This is a genomic window from Massilibacterium senegalense (genome assembly GCF_001375675.1).
Classification (GTDB): domain Bacteria; phylum Bacillota; class Bacilli; order Bacillales; family Massilibacteriaceae; genus Massilibacterium; species Massilibacterium senegalense.
Genome location: NZ_LN831785.1, coordinates 55,683 through 74,814, shown reverse-complemented (window position 1 = coordinate 74,814; position 19,132 = coordinate 55,683). Strand labels below are relative to the sequence as shown.

Below are 19,132 nucleotides of genomic sequence, written 5' to 3'. Positions count from 1 at the left end.
GAAACTACGAGTAAAAGGTGGATATGATGAAACAACAACAAAGTAAAAAAACCGTATTAGTAACAATTAAACGATTAGGAATCAACGGGGAAGGCGTCGGATTTTATAAAAAGAAAATTATTTTTATTCCGGGAGCTTTACCAAATGAAGAAGTATTTGTTCGGATTACAAAAGAGCACCCAAAGTTTTTAGAAGGAGAATTAGTTCGAGTTAAAACGAAATCAAACGAACGAATAAAACCAGCGTGTGCTATTTATGAAAAATGTGGTGGCTGTCAATTGCAACATATGACGTACGCTGCGCAATTAAAAGCAAAAAAAGATATTGTAAAGCAAGCGTTTGAGCGATATACATCGATTAAAAATCTTCCTATTCACGATACAATCGGCATGGACGAACCATGGAATTATCGAAATAAAAGCCAATTGCAAATCGGGGAAAAAAAGGGCAACTATATGGCAGGATTATATGCAGCAAAATCGCATCAATTAATTGAATTAACGAATTGTCCAGTGCAACACCCTGATACGAATAAAGTAACGGAAAAAGTAAAACGGATTTTACAACAGTTACGAATTCCAGTATACAAAGAACGCACTCATTCAGGTATCGTTCGCACGGTAGTTGTTCGAACAAGCTTTTATACAAAAGAAGTACAAGTCGTCATCGTAACAGCAACTAAAATATTACCGAAAAAAGAACAAATCATCACAGAAATAACACGACAATTACCGAACGTGACATCGATTGTTCAAAATATAAATACGGAAAAAACAAGTGTGATTTTTGGGAATGAAACGATTGTCTTGGCGGGAAATGAAACCATTACTGAAAAATTAGGATCTTTTTCATTTGATTTATCTGCACGCGCCTTCTTTCAATTAAATCCAGTCCAAACGGTGACATTATATAATGAAGCAAAAAAAGCAGCGCAACTCACAGGAAACGAAAAAGTCGTCGATGCCTATTGCGGCGTTGGAACAATCGGATTATGGTTAGCAGATGGTGCAAAAGAAGTTCGCGGCATGGATGTGATCAAAGAAAGCGTCATGGACGCACAGGAAAATATGAAAAAACACGGCGTTGCGCACGCTACATATGTTGTTGGAAAAGCAGAAACATGGTTACCAAAGTGGAAAAAAGAAGGCTTTGATCCAGACGTTATCGTTGTTGACCCACCACGAACAGGATGTGATAAAACTTTTTTACAAACTGTTATCGACATGAACCCAAAACGATTTGTGTATGTTTCGTGTAACCCATCTACATTGGCAAAAGACGTCGATTATTTGGTGGAACGCGGATTTGAATTGAAATCCGTACAACCTGTGGATATGTTTCCACAAACAGCGCATTGCGAGGTTGTATGTCTGTTGCAGAGGCTACAAGACTGATATATCAGGGCTTTGAGAGATTAGAATTGAATACAATACTCATTAGCAATAACTATTGAAAATTTGACACAAGCCCAAAATTTATACGGAAATTTAAAAGAGACGAAAGTCTCCAGTACAACCAGTACGGTTAACTGTGAACATTAGTAGGAGGAGGCACTTTTTGATAATAGATTATATAATTAATAATCAGTTGAATATTGATAAGGAAACCTATATAACGACAGTAGTAGGACAAATAGCAATATACGGTATTTTATTGACTTTTTATCAGTTTGTAGCCTCGTTTCAAGGCAACTCGGATTCCGTAACAAAGTATTTGGGAGTCAATTTAACAGAATATTTTATGAAAAAGAAAGTGTCAACGTTTAATTTAATTGTTTCCAAACCTTATTTTTATATTTTATTTATATTGGAAGCTTTATACAAACCAATACTCAATATATATGGCAATTACTTTCCAGAGAATCTTATACGTATTTTGAATTTTTTATGGTATTCATTTGTGATTTTTTATTTTGTAATATTTATAATTTTATTTTGGCAATGTACACAAAACATTCTAATATTGAAAAGAATGTCTGACCCAAAAAGAAATGGAACAGTAATTCGTGATATTAATAAAAATTTTATGAAAAAATCAATAAGAGAACGCATGATGATTAGAAGTATAGATTTGTTGATTTTTGACATAAAATGCTTAAGACAAGCGATTATAGATGATAATAATCCAAGATTGCAAAGTAAATATAATGATTTAATAATTGAGATCTTTGATTCGTATATTAGTAACAAAAAGAAAGAGATAAATATAATAATTGAAAAGAAGAAAATTGTAAAAAATCAAGTAGGATGGGTTTACAATACCCAAATGGAATGTGCTTTATTAAAAGAAATTTTTAATGGGAACTATTTTATTATTGATGAAGAATTTAAAAAATATATATGCGTATTACATCTAAACTTAATAAAATTACTTATGATAAGAGCCAGTGTAGAAGGACGTGAATATATTAACCAAGAACTTTATCCTCAGGAACTATTTGTGTTTGGTGAAAAAAATAGTTTATTAGATTGTAAAGATTGGAAAGAACTTACTATCAACATTTTTAAAAATTCAGATGTAGAGATCAAAAAACGGCTAATAAATAGTTTACATAAGGGATATTGTAGTGCTGAAATTATGTTCCAAGAGTATTGCAATCAGTGTATTTTTGATCTAATTCGTATGAACATAGATGAGATATTTTCTAAAAATAAGTCGCAGAATGAATTTGCCCAGATATTTGGTGAATTGATAAGAACAAAGGAATTCAATGATTATTATGCAAACATAATACGCGATGAGCTAATTTCATATAATGACAGAGATGCAGTAGAAATGGTTAAATTACTTAATAAAGAAAATTGTACATATGTATTTTTGTATATAATAATTTGCTATTCAATATATAAATTCAGGTTTGATTGGGAGTATATCAATATAGCCGTAATGAAAGCATTATGGGATAACCATGGAAATATGAATGAAAATTCAGAGAAAGTAATAAAAGAATTTAAGGAATCTAATATAGGACATCGATTTTCAGAGATCATGTATTATAAACTTATCGAATATATTCAAAAACCATTGACTGGTTCATTGTTGAATTCTATATATGAAGAAGATATTGTTAATATGTTTTATGTTACAATCATAAAACTATGTGTTCTTGAACAAAGCTACAATGATTATGAGAATAAGGCTAATGATTATAAACAAATTTACTTTATCAATGAACTTTCAAATCATAATGAATTAATAAAGTATGATAAGGTGAAAGAAATGGTTCTGAATATGCAGTATAGATATTTTACAAAATTAGAACAGATTCCTCAGAAATTAAATATTTCTCTTAAAAATTTATTGCTTACAAATATAAGTATAACACTGGAATTTTTATCAGTAGAGCCTCGATACGCTTACTATAATAGTATTGGCGAGTATGCGTTAATTAAATTACCAGAAACAAAACAGGAAAATATTATTTTAAAAGAATTGATTAGAAAAGCATATATAGCAAGAAATATATCTATTAATGAATACATAGATTTTTTAAGTAAAGAATGTCATTTATGCGGATGTGACTTAAACTATGTACATAAAGAAAAAATGAAAGAATACTTGCTAAATATAATCTGATGAAAGTGTTAAAAGAGTGTACCAATTGGTTTATTAATATATAACACAGTTAAATATTTAACAGATTTTCGCTGCCATTTGCTCCTGAACATTGCTTTTCCACCAAGGAACCGCCAGTTAACGACGACATCATTTTTGTCTACTCAAGGCACGTTGAGACCGTTGTGTTGATGTCGAGGATGTAGGTCTTAAATTTGCTGGGTTTGACGAATTACATCTAAATTGGCTACTCAGCCTAAAGTGTAAGTGTGTTTTGCGTTTGAAGAAACATATTGAGTGGTAAAAAATGCACATAGGGTTAGGTAGACAGCATAGATAGTATTAACAGAGTTGTGAAGATAGGAAGGATGTTTTTAAACAGTGCTTTGGAGTACCCAAAGCGGTAGAGAACTAATTATTCGAGGTGAAAAATGATGATTCATATCAGATATCCTTGTTAATTTGCGATTAATGCGAAGGCACGAAGTCCTCCAGTTTTATTTGATTTAATAATAAAATCAAAAATTTGGAGGAGATTAAATGCAAATTATAAATATGACTCAAGTAAATAAAACACAGATAATACAAGCAGCACAAATATTAACTGATAGTCTTCCGATTGGTTGGCCAACAATACAAGACGCTATGGATGAAATAAAGGAGCGCTTGATTCCAGAAAACACCTTGCTCGTTGCTGTTGAAAATGATATTGTGATCGGTTGGGGGGGCATACTTGCTCCAGTGTATAATGGAAATGTCTTCGAATTACATCCCTTGGTTGTTCAAAGCAATAAGCGAAATCAAGGTATTGGTAGAGCAATCGTAACAGCGCTTGAGGATGAAGCAAGAAAGCAAGGCGGCTTGACAATATATTTGGGTGCTGATGATGAAATAGACGACGGCGAAACATCCTTTGCAAATGTTGATTTATTTGATGATTTACCAAGAAAAATAGACAATTTTACTGCTGGTACTCATCAATCTAGTTTTTATTTAAAGCTCGGATATAAGATTATCGGGGTCATGCCTAATGCAAACGGAATAGGAAAACCAGATATTTATTTCGGAAAAGGACTATGATAAAGAAATGGTGCGGCATTGCCGTTCCATTCCTTACCTTTCATATGATTTTATAGGCTATACTCATGAAGGCTCCTATCGGTATGTCTTACTTACTGCCAAAATGCTGCGGATATGTTTCCTACAACCATCGATTCGAATCACATTCGTTCTGTCCTCTCGAGCCAGGTGGAGGCAGTGTGTTTGCTAGAGCAAAATCTATTGTGAAAATTTAGGTAATTGTGATTATCATTCCAATGGTTAGGCGTGTTTAAAATAAAGAATATCGCAGATTATCTGCTTCTTTTATTAAAATCTGGTAAGTGAGATCTTAAATTCTCAATTGATAAAACGGTGTGAAGAGGATGAAAAAGAAAGCGACGGTCTGATTAATATTGGTCATCCTAGTATTAAGCGCATGTAATGCGTAGGATTATGCTTATGAGTAAGGTGAATTCAACTTCTTATAAAGTCGCTTCTATCGATGGGTCAAGTGCTTTGGGGTTCATGAAAGCGTTGGAGCCAGTAAGATTGAGGGATTCAGTTTAATACAAGTTTAAAGAAGACGAAGATGCTCTTTATGTTCGTTTGTTGGATGTGGCTGTTGTTCCGACAGAATGGCAGCAAGACTTTATAACGATGGCGCTGTTTATCAGCTTGTGGCAGTCAATACAGAAGCATACCTTTATATAGTTGCTAATGATGAAACGATTACTAGCTTTTTCAACTTGAAAGGTGAGGTTGTTCACGTTGTTGGAAAAAATTTAGCTACTGACATTATATTTAGATATTTATTGATACAAAATGGTATGGATCAAGACAAGGACTTAATACTGCAATATATTGAAAACTTTGAAGAACAATCGCACCATTATTTGGATAGTATAAGTGCTATCATGGTATTGTCTGATCCTTTTGCTTCAACCATTTTAAAGGAAAATAAAAATTTCAGAATGGTGATAGATATACAGGACGAGTGGGGATGTATTAATGGGAAGACATGCTTGACTTTAAAGAAGGAGGGAGAGCATGATGAAGGTATTTCCAGAAGTCCCTCTGGGGAAATGGGCAGTAGGAATGACATTAGTATGTTTATTGTTACTGATGACTTTTTTTCTGTTTATGGCTTTGAGTTTAGTAGATTTTGATACAGGGCATTGGTGGGACATAACGATAGGAATCGCTGTTTCTGTAGAGTTGGTAGCCTTTGTTTTAAGTATTTTGGCAGTTAGGAAAGAGCGAACAGTCCTTACTCATTTCTCCTTAATCCTTGGTTTGGTGGCCATTTTATTTTTGGTAACTCACAGCCTTTACATTCAGGACTGATACAGTTATTTCAGATACTCACTATTTATTTTTATCTGAGTAGCATGGATTTTATTTAATATCCAAATCCATGTTGTTCAGATTTTTTGTATTTTTACTACGCTCATGAAGAAATTGTTGGTTACTAGTTTGATTACTAAAATAAATTCAAAACTAAGTATGACTCCAAAATTATTGGTACAAACATCCCCAAATCATTTAATGAAAGGTCAAATGACTCTTGTCATTGTGCATAGATTGTCTACAATTAATCGTGTAGATTAGGGCAGCAACAGAAATATGTACATATAAAGACTTGGGTAAAATAGTTCTATTTATTGGTGAAATTCATTATTTGAGAATGGAAAAGAAGGAGGAACGCATTTTTATGAGAAGGAAACTATTTATTTTTTTATTAATCATGGCTATGATGATGGGGGTAATTGGTTGTAGTGACATAACAGAAAAGCAAAAAAGCATCTATAATAACGATGAAAAAATAATACAACAAGCAGATTCTTATACTTACACGAAAAGAATTTCAACTACAAGAAACAATGAAACGAAGATGCGTTTTCAGTCGTTTGCAGGTATGGAAACTATTTATCGAGAAAAGGACGCAAAAAGTGTTATTTTTGAGTATGATGTAACGATTCAGAAGGGTGACTTTAAAATCGTATTAGTTACACCTGAGAAAAAAGTTGTAACGTTAGTCGAAGGTTCAGAAAAAGGTAGTGAAACAATCAAATTAAAAAACGGAGAAAATAAAATCAAAATCGTAGGAAAAGATGCGAAAGGAACGATTAACTATAGTGTTAAATAAGTAATGAAAAAAGAGTTAGGAGGCTATATATGTGTGTGAATATAAGGTTTGACAACTCAATAGTGTGGGGGTTACTACCTGTTAATGAGTCATCCATGCTATCCTCTATTATAAATATATATTGTAATAATAATATCAATTGTAAATGAATGGATTATAAAGATGGAATATTGATTATTATATCTTTAATGGTAAATAAGGAATGCAAAAAAGAGTATCTTTTCGCTATCAATATAAAGATAAGAGAAAAGATGCTTTTTAATTTCTTAATAAAAGCACAATTCATGCTAAACAGATGAATCTGTCTATTCCTATCAAAACGTTGTTTCATATTATGTATTACACAAAATTATAAGGAGGATTTTGTATGCAAAAACAAAATGGATTGATTTGGGGGAACGCAGCTTCTTGTTGTGATCCAACATTACCAGTGGATCTAGTTGCTTGTACACAAAACATAACGGCAGAAGTATGTTCGCAAGCAAATGTAACAATCACTCCGTATGTAACCAACCGCACTCCTATTGTTTCTTGCGTAAATGGCCCCGCTATTAATACGGAATGTGATACGTTATCTGGTTTTACTCCACTTCCGAATAATGGAGCTTGTTCGTTGTTGCTTAAGTTCTTTGTGCTACTATCCACTTGAATTTGCGATGGATGTTTCTGCTATTTCCTCCGGGGAGCATGTGGTTCAGGAGGTTCTTCTTCTTTTAAGAATTTGAGTCAGAATTAGATAAAATCACTTTCTTGGATGTGATAGATGCATCTGCACTAAAAAATGGTATTTTAAGTAAAAATCTAGTGTCACGACAAAACTAAATGAATCTTCATCATGTTGAAGAAACTATTTTTTATAAAGTTATGAATAATTGGAATAGATTTCATGAATTGAGGATTTCTTTTCATGGTTTCAAAATTTATATTTTTCGATTGAATGATCACTTCTTTTCCTAGAGAAACATGAAGTTTAATGGTGATAATAGCTTCAATCCTAACGTTTTGATGGACAAAAGAAATGTTTGTAGTAGCATCTTGAATAATTTCAACATTCGTTTCTTTATCGGTAAGCGTTTTTTTTGGTTGATCTTGATCTGACATGTTGACCAACATCCTTTCTTTTCATGGTGAGTGGTTCTTATACATAGTAAATGCGGGAAATAAAGGAATATGACGAGAACAGATGTATGGTATGGCTTCTATCGGAGAAAAGAGTGTTTTTGTTTTGAATAGGTGGATAGAATCATCACTTTACGTAAATAAAAATATAAAAATAGGGAAGATAACTATTGTTAATATTTATATTTTAATAAAAATTAAAGATAATACTTAGAAAAATGGTAAGTGTACATTATATGTCCATCTAAGTTTGTATGATAGAAATAAAGATACTTTTCCATAATTGTAAAAATAAATGGAGATGATGTTGTGAAATTCGGTATGAGAAAACCAAGCTTAAAGAAAAGAATAAGTGCTAGCACAAGTCTTAAACGGCAAATCATTCATCGAGCTGGATGGAAGATGCCGCGGGGATATGGTTGGGTCCGAAATCCGAAGAAGTATGTGTACAACAAAGTGTACCAGAAAACAACGTTTGATATTTTTAAATTGTTGAAGAAGTTGTTGAAATAATTTACATTCTTTTTTCACAATTATAATTTATTTAATGGATATAAAGAGGGTTTCGTGATTTTTGTTTATTCACATGTATGACGTGTAAGAACTAAAGAATATCAATAATTATTTTAGTAATCTACTGTATTTAAAGAGATAAAGAAACATATGAAATTTGTATTAATAAAGAATTCAATTTTTGAGGAGGGGGATTATGTTAATTGCTCATATTCGTCAAGGTGATTTTGAAAGGCAGTATGTACAAGATCACTTAGATGAAGTTGCAGTATTGGCTAGGAAGTATGGGACTTTTGTTGGTTTCGGAGCACATGCAGAGTTAGCTGGATTTTTACATGATATGGGTAAATTTACCAAAGAGTTTACAAGATATATAGAAAATGCAGTTTTACATAATCAAATTGATACGAAAAAAATTGACCATTCGACTGCTGGGGCTAAATATTTATATGAAAGGTACTATGGTAAAAATCAATTGCAAAATTTCGTTGTGGAAACAATTGGTATGGCAATTTTATCACATCATGCTGGCATGCAAGATTTTATCCAACTTGATCTAACCCCCTCTGACTATTTTCGTCGTGTAAGTAATGAAGAACTTCCTTATTATGATGAGGTGGTAAAAAATTTTGAAAGAATTGAAGGGAATGCACAGCGTGTTGCAGAGTTAATACAAGAGGCCAATCAAGAAATGAATGCTTTTTTTAAAAAAATAAAGAGAAAAAAGCATCCTATTACATATTTTAGTTATATGCAAAAGCTAGTTTTTAGCTGTTTAATTGATGCAGATCGTACAAATACACGATGTTTTGAAGAAAAAGAGTCTCTTCCTTTTGATGATTATTCATCTGTGTTTGAACAAGGTTATATCTATTTAATGGAGCAAATAAATAGATGGAAAGGAAATGAAAAAAAAATCAATCAACTACGAACAAGAATGTCTGAAAATTGCGATACTATAGCAGAAAAGCAATCGTCAATTTACACATTATCTATCCCGACAGGTGGTGGTAAGACGTACGCTAGTTTACGGTATGCGTTGAAACATGCAAAATTATATAACAAGTCGCGTATATTTTATGTTGTGCCCTACACGACAATTTTAGAACAAAATGCACAAGCGGTACGCAAAATTATTCAGCAACCAGATGGTGTGTTAGAGCATCATGCAAATATAATTGATGATACGTCACTAGATGCCGAGCAAGATTATTACCGTATAAAGCACCATAAACAATTACAATTAGGACGTGATAATTGGGATTATCCCATTATTTTCACAACAATGGTACAGTTTTTAGATACCTTTTTTCAGAAAGGTACTCGTAAAAGTCGTCGACTTCATAATTTAGCAAATTCTGTTATTGTGTTTGACGAAGTTCAATCCGTTCCTTATAAACATTTTGCATTATTCAATACTGCTGTGAATTTTTTAAATACGATTGGAAATAGTAGTATTTTACTTTGTACCGCAACCCAACCTGCCGTAGCTGAGATGGACTATCCAATTGAATTAACAGAGTGTTCGGAAATAGTACCTGAACTAGAACATGTAGTGAAGGCTTTTGAAAGAGTTCAAATTCATAATCATGTGATTCCTCAAGGATATGATTCTGAAGAAATTGCAAAATTTGTTAATGAATTAATGATAACGCGTCAGTCTGTATTAATTATATTAAATACAAAAAAAGCTGTAAAAAAAGTATATGAAGCTTTAGAAAGATATAATCACTCAAATATTTATCATTTGAGTACTGCTATGTGTCCAGCTCACCGTACAAAAAAGTTAGATGACATTAAAGAGAAATTAGGTAAGGTGCCAGTCGTTTGTATTAGTACTCAACTTATTGAAGCAGGGGTAGATATTAGTTTCGAAGTCGTGATTCGTTCGTTAGCAGGACTTGATTCAATTGCACAAGCAGCAGGACGTTGTAATCGTAATAGCGAGAGAGAAAAGGGTGATGTTTATGTGATTCGTGCTGTTGATGAAAAATTAACAAAAATTCCTGAAATTCGTATTGGTGCTGAGGTGACTTCAAATTATATTTTACGAGAAGAATTATATAAAAATGCGATGCTTTGTCCCGAAGCTATTAATACATATTTTCAGCATTTTGATCAGCAAGCAAAACGTGAAATTAATCGTGTCCCAAAAGGATTAACATATGAATTAATCCATTTTATTGATGGCTTTTTTGATCAAAAAATAAAAAAGCAAAACCAGTCTAATTCAATGTTTAAAACACTGGAACAACATTTTGAAGCTATCGATAATAAAACAACAGCTGTTCTTGTTCCGTATGGAAAAGGAAAGGAGATTATTGCATCTTTAAATGAGGAATTACATGATCTAAAAGAATTTAATACTTTATTAAAACATGCTCAACAATATAGCGTAAATTTGTACGAGAATGAGTTGCGTGAATTAAATAACGCTGGACTATTAGCACCACTTTATAATAACACACTATATTACATACAAGAATCTGCCTATAGTGATAGTTTTGGTGTCTCATTTGATGGTAATCAAACTCAGAGTTTTTACTCATATTAAGGAGGTGAGAGTGAGAGTATGAGAAATCAGATTGAATTCATGGTATATGGAAAATATGCTTTATTTACAGATCCTGTAACGCGTATTGGTGGTGAAAAATTCACATATCAAATTCCTACTTATCAAGCATTAAAAGGAATTGCTGAGTCCATTTATTGGAAACCTACTATTTTATGGTATATCGATGAAGTGCGTGTCATGAAGTCAATTCAAACTGAAGTCAAAGGTATACGCCCTATAAAATATCAAAATAGCTCAAATGACTTAGCGTACTACACATATTTACGTGAGCCAGTTTATCAAGTACGTGCTCATTTTGAATTTAATGAACATCGTCCAGATTTAGCATTTGATCGAAACGAGAATAAACACCATAATATTGCCAAACGTTCTGTTGAGCGTGGTGGACGCCGGGATATTTATTTAGGTACGCGAGAATGTCAAGGTTATGTAGAAGCGTGTACATTTGGTGAAGGTAAGGGTTTTTATGACGATTATGGTGAAGTTAGTTTTGGTCCGATGTTTCACGGGTTTTCGTATCCTGATGAAAATGAAAATGGTGAATTACAAGCAAGAATCTGGGTGCCAACGATGAAGGATGGAGTGATTAAATTTATTCGCCCTGAACTTTGCGATGTTATCCGTACAATTAAAAAAGGAAAATTAAAGTCTTTTAAACAAGATGTTAATTTCACAGATGTTGATAAAGAATACGAGGTGATATTTAAGGAGGTAAAACGGTGAGTTGGATGCAACAATTAGGTAAAGTTTATGATAATAACATCATGCAAGTCGGTGAGTTTGAGCAAAGACATAATCAGCGTATTACTCTATTGCCTGTATCACATGTTATGCAAAGTGCCCAAATTGAAATCTTAGTAAGTAGAAATGGAGATTTTGTGAGTGCAAAGGTAGTAGATAAAGAAAATGCCCGTACGATTGTTCCTGTAACTTTAGCTTCTGCTAATCGCACAAGTACAAGTGTTCCTCATTATGTCCATGATAAATTATGTTATGTTGCAGGTGACTATGTAAAATATGGAGGAGCTACGAACAGACAAGGGTACTTTAACGATTATCTCCAACAAATGAGAAGTTGGGTACAAGATGAAGAAATACCAGATCGTATTATATCTATTTATAAGTATATTAAAAAGGGTACTATTATAGAAGATTTAATAAAATACCAAATTTTACCTACGGATGGGACTGGTATGGTTGTTCAAAAATGGACAACTTCCCACGGTAAAACAAAACCTGATATTTATAATGTAATTACCGGAGAAGTGCTTGATGCTTTTGTACGTTTTGATGTAGTCCATAAAACTACTAAAGAACCTGTTGTATGGGAAGATAAGCAATTATTTGATGCATTTATTCAATACCTTCAAAAGACGTACGATGGTAAAGAAGGATATTGTTATGTAACAGGTGAAAAAACAATTTTAACAACTAAACATGGTTCAAGAGTTCGGAATGCAGGTGATATGTCTAAACTTATTTCTTCAAACGATAATAGTGGATACACTTATCGAGGGCGCTTTTCTAAATCAACTGAAGCGGTGCAAATAGGGTATGGAATTTCTCAGAAATCTCACCATGCGTTACGATGGTTATTTCAGCGTCAAGGCATGAATGTTGATTCTCGTTATTTTGTGACATTTGGAGTTGAAAAACCTAAAGTAGTAGATCCATTTGGAAGTTCTTTTGACTTTTTAAAAGAAAGTGCTCCAGATAAGGAGACAGAAATTTTTACAGAAGAGTTTATTGCTGAAGCATTAAATCGAGCAATACAAGGATATAAAATTGAAATTGCAAAAGAAGATGTTGAAAATATTATTGTGATGGCGGTAGATGCTGCTACATCAGGGCGTTTAGCTATTGTATATTATCAACATTTACATACTGATTCGTTTTTACAAGGAATTAAGCATTGGCATCAGACTTGTCGATGGTTACAAGTGGTTAAAGAAAAAGACACAAAAAAAATTAGACGTTTTGTTGGAACGCCTTCAACCTATCACATTGTGGAAGCAGTTTATGGAAGTAAAGCAGATTCTCGAATTAAAAAAGAACTGTATACACGTTTACTTCCATGTATTGTGGAAAGAAAAGAGATACCAAAAGATATTGTGCGTTTAATTTATAGTCGTGTTAAAAATCCAGCGAGTTTTAAAGGTTTGAAGGAGTCATGGGAAGCAACTTTAAATATTGCTTGTGCACTTATTAATAAACAATATGAAGGTGAGGGATATTCATTGGCACTACAAGAAGACAATTTATCACGTGATTATTTATTTGGTCGCCTCCTAGGAGTAGCAGAGGTGATGGAACGTAGAATTTTAAAAAATCGTGATGAAAAACGTGCAACGAATGCAACTCGTTATTTTAATGCTTTCTCTCAGCATCCAGCACGAACTTGGATGGTCATTCGTCGACAATTAACGCCATATTTTGAGCGTCTAGGTGCTGATGCAACATCTTACAATAAGCTTATTCAATCTATTGAAGATCATTTAACAATAGAAAATATGACAAATAAGCCGTTAGGACCAGTATTTTTACTCGGATATAGTAGTCAAGTACAAGATATGTATAAAAAGAAGGAGGAAAAATAAAATGACAACGCTACAACATAAAATTGATTTTGCAGTGGTATTTACAGTAAATAAAGCAAATCCCAATGGTGATCCATTAAACGGGAACCGTCCGCGTCAAGATTTTAATGGACATGGTGAAATGTCTGATGTTGCAATCAAACGAAAGATTCGTAATCGATTACAAGACCTAGGTGAAGAAATTTTAGTACAGTCTGATGAACTTCGTGTAGATGAGTATCGGAGTATTAAAGATCGTGTGGATTCTGTTAAGGATTTGGCAAAAATATTGAAAGATAATAAGGGTGATGCACAAGTTGCTGAAAAAATTGCTTGTGATACTTGGTATGATGTTCGTGCCTTTGGTCAAGTATTTGCCTTTAAAAATGATAAGTTATCGCTTGGTGTACGTGGTCCTGTATCCATTCATACAGCAACAAGTGTGGAGCCGATTGATATTACGAGTATGCAAATAACAAAAAGTGTTAACTCAGTAACAAATACTAAAGATCCAAGTCAAAAAACATCTGATACTATGGGTATGAAGCACCGTGTAGATTTTGGTGTGTACGTTTTTTTTGGGAGTATTAACCCGCAACTTGCAGAACGTACAGGTTTTACATATGAAGATGCCGAAAAATTAAAAGACGCATTAAAAACATTATTTGCAAATGATGCTTCATCTGCTCGACCTGATGGTAGTATGGAAGTGAATAAGCTTTTTTGGTGGGAACATAATTCGAAGTTAGGACAATATTCTTCAGCAAAAGTTCATCGTACGGTAAAAGTAAAGAGAATAAAAGAAGATTTTCCAAATTCTATTGTTAATTATAGCATCACGGTAGAACCTTTAGAAAATTTAGAGGTCGAGGAATATGACGGATTATAAGGAAGAAGACTTTCTGCAGTTAGCTGGTATCCAGCATTTTGTTTTTTGTCGTAGACAATGGTCGCTTATCCATATTGAAAAAGAATGGGAAGAAAATATTTTAACAGTTGAGGGTAATGCATTACATGAAAAAGTAGACAATACTTTTATTCGGGAAAAACGTGGCAAGTTGCTTTATGTACGAGCATTGCCAGTTCATTCTACTGTACTAGGGATTAGTGGTATTTGTGATATGGTGGAGTTTATGCAAGATGAAGATGGAATTTCATTACATGGTGAAAATGGACTTTATAAAGTAAGACCAATTGAATATAAGAGGGGTAAACCTAAAACACATGAAGCTGATATATTGCAACTGATAGCACAAGTTATGTGTTTGGAAGAAATGTTAGGTACAATAATTGAGGAAGCAGCGATTTTTTATCACGAGATAAAGCGAAGACATATTGTACCTATTACAGAAAACTTGAAAGAAAAAGTAAAATCTATATTAAAAGAAATGCATCATTATTATGCTAGGAGATATACTCCACGTGTAAAAACAGGAAAGCATTGTAAAAGTTGTTCTTTACAGCATATTTGTTTACCTGAGTTAATGCAACGGGAAAAAGTGTCGATTTATATGAATAGGATGTTAGTAGAATGAAACGTTTATTAAATGTTGTCTATATATCACAACCAGATATGTATTTGTCTCTTAAAGGACAAAACTTAAATTTATTAAAAGATGGTGAATCAATTGCGCGCGTACCACTGCATAATTTAGAAGGTATTTGTACGTTTGGTTATCAAGGAGCAAGTCCTGCATTAATGGCTGCGTGCATGAATCAAAATATTAGTATGACATTTTTTACAAGTAGCGGACGTTTACGTGGACGAGTTATTGGTATGACAAACGGTAATGTAATATTAAGAAGAACTCAATATCGTATGTCGGATTGCGAACAACAAAGTACAGATGTAGCTAAACATATGATTATTGGAAAAATTTATAATAGTGAACAATTACTTAAACGTACTATACGTGATCATGCACTTCGTGTAGATGTTAATAAATTAGAGAATGTTATTGGACAATTAAAAGTAGCACGCCAATCTGCATTAGATAGCACAGGTTTGGAGGAATTAAGAGGAATAGAAGGTAATGCGGCAAGTGCGTATTTTAGCGTATTTAATGAATGTATTTTACAACAAAAAGAAGTGTTTTCATTTCAAACACGTAGCCGTAGGCCACCAAAAGATTATGTTAATGCGTTGTTATCATTTTCTTATTCTCTATTAGCCTCAGAAGTAGCCGCAGCTTTAGAAGGTGTTGGTTTAGATGCTTATGTCGGATTTTTACATCGTGATCGTCCAGGAAGAATATCTCTAGCATTAGATATAATGGAAGAACTACGTCCTGTAATTGCCGAGCGTTTTGTATTAAAGCTCATTAATCGTAAGCAAGTTCAAGCTAATGACTTTATTGTAAAAGAGAATAATGCTGTTTTATTAAAAGAAGATGCACGGCGTAACTTTTTGAAATTATGGCAAGAAGCAAAAGTAGAAAATATTACTCATCCGTATTTAAAAGAAAAAATACAGTGGGGACTTATACCACATGTACAAGCTTTATTACTCGCACGTTTTTTACGTGGTGATTTAGATGGCTATCCACCACTACTCATAAGGTAGGTGTAAAATATATATGTTAATGCTTGTCACATATGATGTACAAACGACAACATTAAGTGGCACTAAACGTTTACGCAAAGTTGCTAAAAAATGTGAACAATATGGGGTACGTGTCCAAAATTCTGTTTTTGAATGTATTGTAGACAGTGCGCAAATGAGACAACTTGAACTAGAACTAGAGAAGCTTATTGATCCAAAAGTAGATAGTCTTCGTTTTTATCGTCTTGGAAACAATCATGATAATAAAGTAAAACATATTGGTGCTAAGCACTCATTAGAGGTTGATAAACCCCTTATTTTTTAATGTGCGAACCCCAAGTGGTCATAAAATATTTGGGAGGTTCGCGCAAAAAAAGCACTGTATTTAAATTTTTTTGATAGATTAGATTTTAAATAAATCTACAGATTATATTACACTACAATATCTAGTCGAGATAACATTATTTTAACTATATCTCGCGGTCGCACTCTTCATGAGTGCGTGGATTGAAATAAGTAAGTACTCTTTAAAATCCGCTACTGTTTTTAGGTCGCACTCTTCATGAGTGCGTGGATTGAAATTATAGGAGTGACAACACTTTAATTTTTAGACCAGAGTCGCACTCTTCATGAGTGCGTGGATTGAAATGCAATAATAACCATAATAAACATAGCTACTTTTTGTCGCACTCTTCATGAGTGCGTGGATTGAAATTGCTAAGCGGCATGATGGCACGAAGGCGAGGACGTCGTCGCACTCTTCATGAGTGCGTGGATTGAAATGTGCATTTGCACGATTTATACGTAACTAGTGTAATGTCGCACTCTTCATGAGTGCGTGGATTGAAATGAAAGAATGGAGATGATTAAGTGAAAAAGGTTTTAGTCGCACTCTTCATGAGTGCGTGGATTGAAATACTTTAGATCAAATCGAACAAGCCTACTTTGATGTCGCACTCTTCATGAGTGCGTGGATTGAAATTTAATCCGGGGGTTATGTTACCGTCTACATTTCCCTGTCGCACTCTTCATGAGTGCGTGGATTGAAATCGACCGCTAACACGTACAGTTGCCTACTCGTTCGTGTCGCACTCTTCATGAGTGCGTGGATTGAAATATTGTCTGTGCTTAACAAATGTAATTCTAGTTTAGGTCGCACTCTTCATGAGTGCGTGGATTGAAATGCATACGGAGCAAAGTTAATTGCAATACGTCCATACATGTCGCACTCTTCATGAGTGCGTGGATTGAAATCCTCTCCGACTGTGCGTCTAAATTTACTGCAATTGTCGCACTCTTCATGAGTGCGTGGATTGAAATCATGTATAGGAGCGGGAATAAAAGTGCCGAAAAGGTCGCACTCTTCATGAGTGCGTGGATTGAAATCGTTCGAATTGTTTACGTGGCAAAAATTTTTGAAGTCGCACTCTTCATGAGTGCGTGGATTGAAATTGCGGGTGATTTATTTTACCGATATGTGATGATAAAAGGTCGCACTCTTCATGAGTGCGTGAGTTGGAATTTTTCATAATGGTGCATGTTTTGATTGTTTCATGGTAACGGGTTGCTATAATGATTAGTGTTATGATAATTCATTAAATGTTTATACCATTTCGATTATTACAATAATCTAAAATATAATCTTTATAACGATTACTATAACGATTTATATTCTGAAGACTTATATAGTGAATATTATGAGAAAAGGATAACGAAAAAGCCGCTGTACCTATTTAGTAGACACAACGGTTTTTTTCATATTATTGAATTAATGTGGGGAATTGTTCTAATGTGGTGGAATGATGAATACGCACCCTTTGTATTAATAATTTTTCATCCCGTATACCTGTTTCTTGAAACTTTCCATTCTTCGTTGTTACAGCAAATTTATAATATTTTTTCGTTTCTTCTACTACTTGATCATTAAAACGACCGATTGGATAGGCGAGTGAAATAACAGGCTTTCCTGTAGTTTGTTCAATCTTTTCTTTAGATGCTTGTAATTCATATGTATAGTCTGTAATTTGAGGTAATTCATTATGAGAAGACGTGTGAGATTGAATGGAAATCATTCCAGAATCACTCATTTGTTTTAACTCTTCTTCCGATAAAAAACCTTCTTTGTTAATAGCGTCTGCAATCATGTAAATCGTTGCTTTTGGTGTAAATTGCTCGTCTTTTAGTTTTTGAAAAATGGAAAGGACGTTATGGTTATTTTTCATTCCATCGTCTAACGTAATCATAATTGGGTTGTTCACTTGATTGATTTTATCCCAATCTTCAAACGTTAATAAAGTGTAACCATTTGTTTTTAAATAATTTATTTGTGCTTCAAAATTACTAGGTGTGACAAATAAATCTTGTAAGCCGACTCCTTGATAGTCATCAATTGCATGATACATTAAAATCGGCACTGTTTGTGGAAAAGTCATCGTTGTGTGATTTAAATGTACTTTTTTATTGTTATCATGAATCCCAAACGCTTGAATTTGATATTCTCCACGTTTTTGCTCAAAAGAAGCAAGATTAAAGGTAACTGAAAAGTTTGTTTCTGGGTTTTCGACAATGAAAGATTGAGAAGTTTGTTTTCCATCTGCTGTTCGGAAAATTTGATATTCTATTTTTGTAAAAGTATCCCTTAGATTATTGATTTGAATCGTTGTCCCAGTAGCATTTGGATGAATCTCGCCAACGAGTATCGTTCCTTGAGGGAGTATTTTTTCTTTTGCTTGAACAGGCTTTATTTTTTTCGTTTCTTCTTTTGCTTGTTTCTGGCATCCAATGGTTAAGATGAGTAAAAAAATAACAAACGCAACAACTAATTTTCTCATTATGCTGTTCTTCTCCATTCTTTTTATGTATTTTTCAACCATATTATCTTCCTATTAAAAAAAATAATCATATCAAAAATATCTATTTTTTGGATATATTTGAAAAAGATTATAACATAATGGAATGATAAGATTGAAGGGATTAAGAAAAAATTAATATTTATCTATCATTAACAGGTAGGACGATACTCGCGGATGGAAGGCGTTTTTAGATAAAAAAAGGCTGCATGATAG

Annotated in this window: 16 protein-coding genes and 1 CRISPR repeat array; of the genes, 14 read left to right on the top strand and 2 right to left on the bottom strand. The window is 33.3% G+C overall.

The genetic code is table 11. The annotated features are described in order from the left end of the window. Positions 1–23 precede the first annotated feature (23 nt). From rlmD to BN1372_RS01100, 6 genes are all read left to right on the top strand, one after another. Positions 24–1,394: a 23S rRNA (uracil(1939)-C(5))-methyltransferase RlmD gene (gene rlmD / locus BN1372_RS01125; protein WP_407656424.1), complete on the top strand. Its 1,371-nt coding sequence runs from the start codon at positions 24–26 to the stop codon at positions 1,392–1,394. 163 nt (positions 1,395–1,557) lie between these two features. Continuing rightward, the gene (locus BN1372_RS01120) at positions 1,558–3,576 is read left to right on the top strand and encodes a hypothetical protein (RefSeq protein WP_062197067.1); all 2,019 of its coding nucleotides are present in this window, start codon (positions 1,558–1,560) and stop codon (positions 3,574–3,576) included. 519 nt (positions 3,577–4,095) lie between these two features. Continuing rightward, entirely contained in the window at positions 4,096–4,635 is a 540-nt protein-coding gene (locus BN1372_RS01115; RefSeq protein ID WP_062197066.1) for a GNAT family N-acetyltransferase, read from the top strand. Positions 4,636–5,231: 596 nt separating this feature from the next. Further along, positions 5,232–5,762, top strand: a complete 531-nt coding sequence (locus tag BN1372_RS01110; protein WP_062197065.1) for a type 2 periplasmic-binding domain-containing protein — start codon at positions 5,232–5,234, stop codon at positions 5,760–5,762. 545 nt (positions 5,763–6,307) lie between these two features. Beyond that, a complete protein-coding gene (locus tag BN1372_RS01105; protein ID WP_062197064.1) occupies positions 6,308–6,742 on the top strand; it encodes a hypothetical protein in 435 nt (144 codons plus the stop codon). Between the two features lie 367 nt (positions 6,743–7,109). After that, the gene (locus BN1372_RS01100; RefSeq protein WP_062197063.1) at positions 7,110–7,391 is read left to right on the top strand and encodes a hypothetical protein; all 282 of its coding nucleotides are present in this window, start codon (positions 7,110–7,112) and stop codon (positions 7,389–7,391) included. 158 nt (positions 7,392–7,549) lie between these two features. Here BN1372_RS01100 and BN1372_RS01095 read toward each other — a convergent pair whose 3' ends face one another. Further along, positions 7,550–7,843, bottom strand: coding sequence for a hypothetical protein (locus tag BN1372_RS01095; RefSeq protein WP_062197062.1), 294 nt, complete (start codon positions 7,841–7,843; stop codon positions 7,550–7,552). Between the two features lie 327 nt (positions 7,844–8,170). Between BN1372_RS01095 and BN1372_RS15430 the strand changes: the two genes are divergently transcribed. The 8 genes from BN1372_RS15430 to cas2 all read left to right on the top strand — a co-directional run bounded on the left by BN1372_RS15430 (position 8,171) and on the right by cas2 (position 16,392). Continuing rightward, the gene (locus tag BN1372_RS15430) at positions 8,171–8,374 is read left to right on the top strand and encodes a hypothetical protein (protein WP_062197061.1); all 204 of its coding nucleotides are present in this window, start codon (positions 8,171–8,173) and stop codon (positions 8,372–8,374) included. Positions 8,375–8,570: 196 nt separating this feature from the next. Next, positions 8,571–10,928, top strand: a complete 2,358-nt coding sequence (locus tag BN1372_RS01085) for a CRISPR-associated helicase/endonuclease Cas3 (RefSeq protein WP_062197060.1) — start codon at positions 8,571–8,573, stop codon at positions 10,926–10,928. An 18-nt stretch (positions 10,929–10,946) separates the two neighbouring features. Next, complete coding sequence (gene cas5c, locus BN1372_RS01080; protein WP_062197059.1) at positions 10,947–11,672, top strand: type I-C CRISPR-associated protein Cas5c; 726 nt, start codon at positions 10,947–10,949, stop codon at positions 11,670–11,672. A 5-nt stretch (positions 11,673–11,677) separates the two neighbouring features. Beyond that, on the top strand, positions 11,678–13,546 hold the full coding sequence (cas8c, locus tag BN1372_RS01075; protein ID WP_230198791.1) for a type I-C CRISPR-associated protein Cas8c/Csd1: 1,869 nt from the start codon (positions 11,678–11,680) through the stop codon (positions 13,544–13,546). Position 13,547: 1 nt separating this feature from the next. Further along, positions 13,548–14,414, top strand: coding sequence for a type I-C CRISPR-associated protein Cas7/Csd2 (gene cas7c / locus BN1372_RS01070; protein ID WP_062197057.1), 867 nt, complete (start codon positions 13,548–13,550; stop codon positions 14,412–14,414). Continuing rightward, positions 14,401–15,060: a CRISPR-associated protein Cas4 gene (gene cas4, locus BN1372_RS01065; RefSeq protein WP_062197056.1), complete on the top strand. Its 660-nt coding sequence runs from the start codon at positions 14,401–14,403 to the stop codon at positions 15,058–15,060. The genes cas7c and cas4 overlap by 14 nt, the downstream gene beginning before the upstream one ends. Continuing rightward, positions 15,057–16,088, top strand: a complete 1,032-nt coding sequence (gene cas1c / locus BN1372_RS01060) for a type I-C CRISPR-associated endonuclease Cas1c (RefSeq protein WP_062197055.1) — start codon at positions 15,057–15,059, stop codon at positions 16,086–16,088. The genes cas4 and cas1c overlap by 4 nt, the downstream gene beginning before the upstream one ends. A 13-nt stretch (positions 16,089–16,101) precedes the next feature. Next, positions 16,102–16,392 (top strand): CRISPR-associated endonuclease Cas2, encoded by a 291-nt coding sequence (cas2, locus tag BN1372_RS01055; protein ID WP_062197054.1) that lies wholly within the window; start codon positions 16,102–16,104, stop codon positions 16,390–16,392. A gap of 157 nt (positions 16,393–16,549) precedes the next feature. Then, positions 16,550–17,589: a CRISPR direct-repeat array (repeat unit 32 nt; unit sequence GTCGCACTCTTCATGAGTGCGTGGATTGAAAT). 238 nt (positions 17,590–17,827) lie between these two features. Here cas2 and BN1372_RS01050 read toward each other — a convergent pair. Further along, positions 17,828–18,898 carry a polysaccharide deacetylase family protein gene (locus BN1372_RS01050; protein WP_062197053.1) on the bottom strand — a complete coding sequence of 357 codons (1,071 nt, stop codon included), beginning with the start codon at positions 18,896–18,898 and terminating at the stop codon, positions 17,828–17,830. Between the last annotated feature and the right edge of the window lie 234 nt (positions 18,899–19,132).

Bases quoted from the DNA above. Each gene is read 5' to 3' on its own strand.
- BN1372_RS01095 (WP_062197062.1), bottom strand. From the start codon at position 7,843: ATGTCAGATCAAGATCAACCAAAAAAAACGCTTACCGATAAAGAAACG.
- BN1372_RS01050 (WP_062197053.1), bottom strand. From the start codon at position 18,898: ATGAGAAAATTAGTTGTTGCGTTTGTTATTTTTTTACTCATCTTAACC.
- cas4 (WP_062197056.1), top strand. From the start codon at position 14,401: ATGACGGATTATAAGGAAGAAGACTTTCTGCAGTTAGCTGGTATCCAG.
- BN1372_RS01085 (WP_062197060.1), top strand. From the start codon at position 8,571: ATGTTAATTGCTCATATTCGTCAAGGTGATTTTGAAAGGCAGTATGTA.
- BN1372_RS01105 (WP_062197064.1), top strand. From the start codon at position 6,308: ATGAGAAGGAAACTATTTATTTTTTTATTAATCATGGCTATGATGATG.
- BN1372_RS01100 (WP_062197063.1), top strand. From the start codon at position 7,110: ATGCAAAAACAAAATGGATTGATTTGGGGGAACGCAGCTTCTTGTTGT.
- cas7c (WP_062197057.1), top strand. From the start codon at position 13,548: ATGACAACGCTACAACATAAAATTGATTTTGCAGTGGTATTTACAGTA.
- cas2 (WP_062197054.1), top strand. From the start codon at position 16,102: ATGTTAATGCTTGTCACATATGATGTACAAACGACAACATTAAGTGGC.
- BN1372_RS01115 (WP_062197066.1), top strand. From the start codon at position 4,096: ATGCAAATTATAAATATGACTCAAGTAAATAAAACACAGATAATACAA.
- cas1c (WP_062197055.1), top strand. From the start codon at position 15,057: ATGAAACGTTTATTAAATGTTGTCTATATATCACAACCAGATATGTAT.
- BN1372_RS01110 (WP_062197065.1), top strand. From the start codon at position 5,232: ATGGCAGCAAGACTTTATAACGATGGCGCTGTTTATCAGCTTGTGGCA.
- cas5c (WP_062197059.1), top strand. From the start codon at position 10,947: ATGAGAAATCAGATTGAATTCATGGTATATGGAAAATATGCTTTATTT.
- cas8c (WP_230198791.1), top strand. From the start codon at position 11,678: ATGCAACAATTAGGTAAAGTTTATGATAATAACATCATGCAAGTCGGT.
- rlmD (WP_407656424.1), top strand. From the start codon at position 24: ATGATGAAACAACAACAAAGTAAAAAAACCGTATTAGTAACAATTAAA.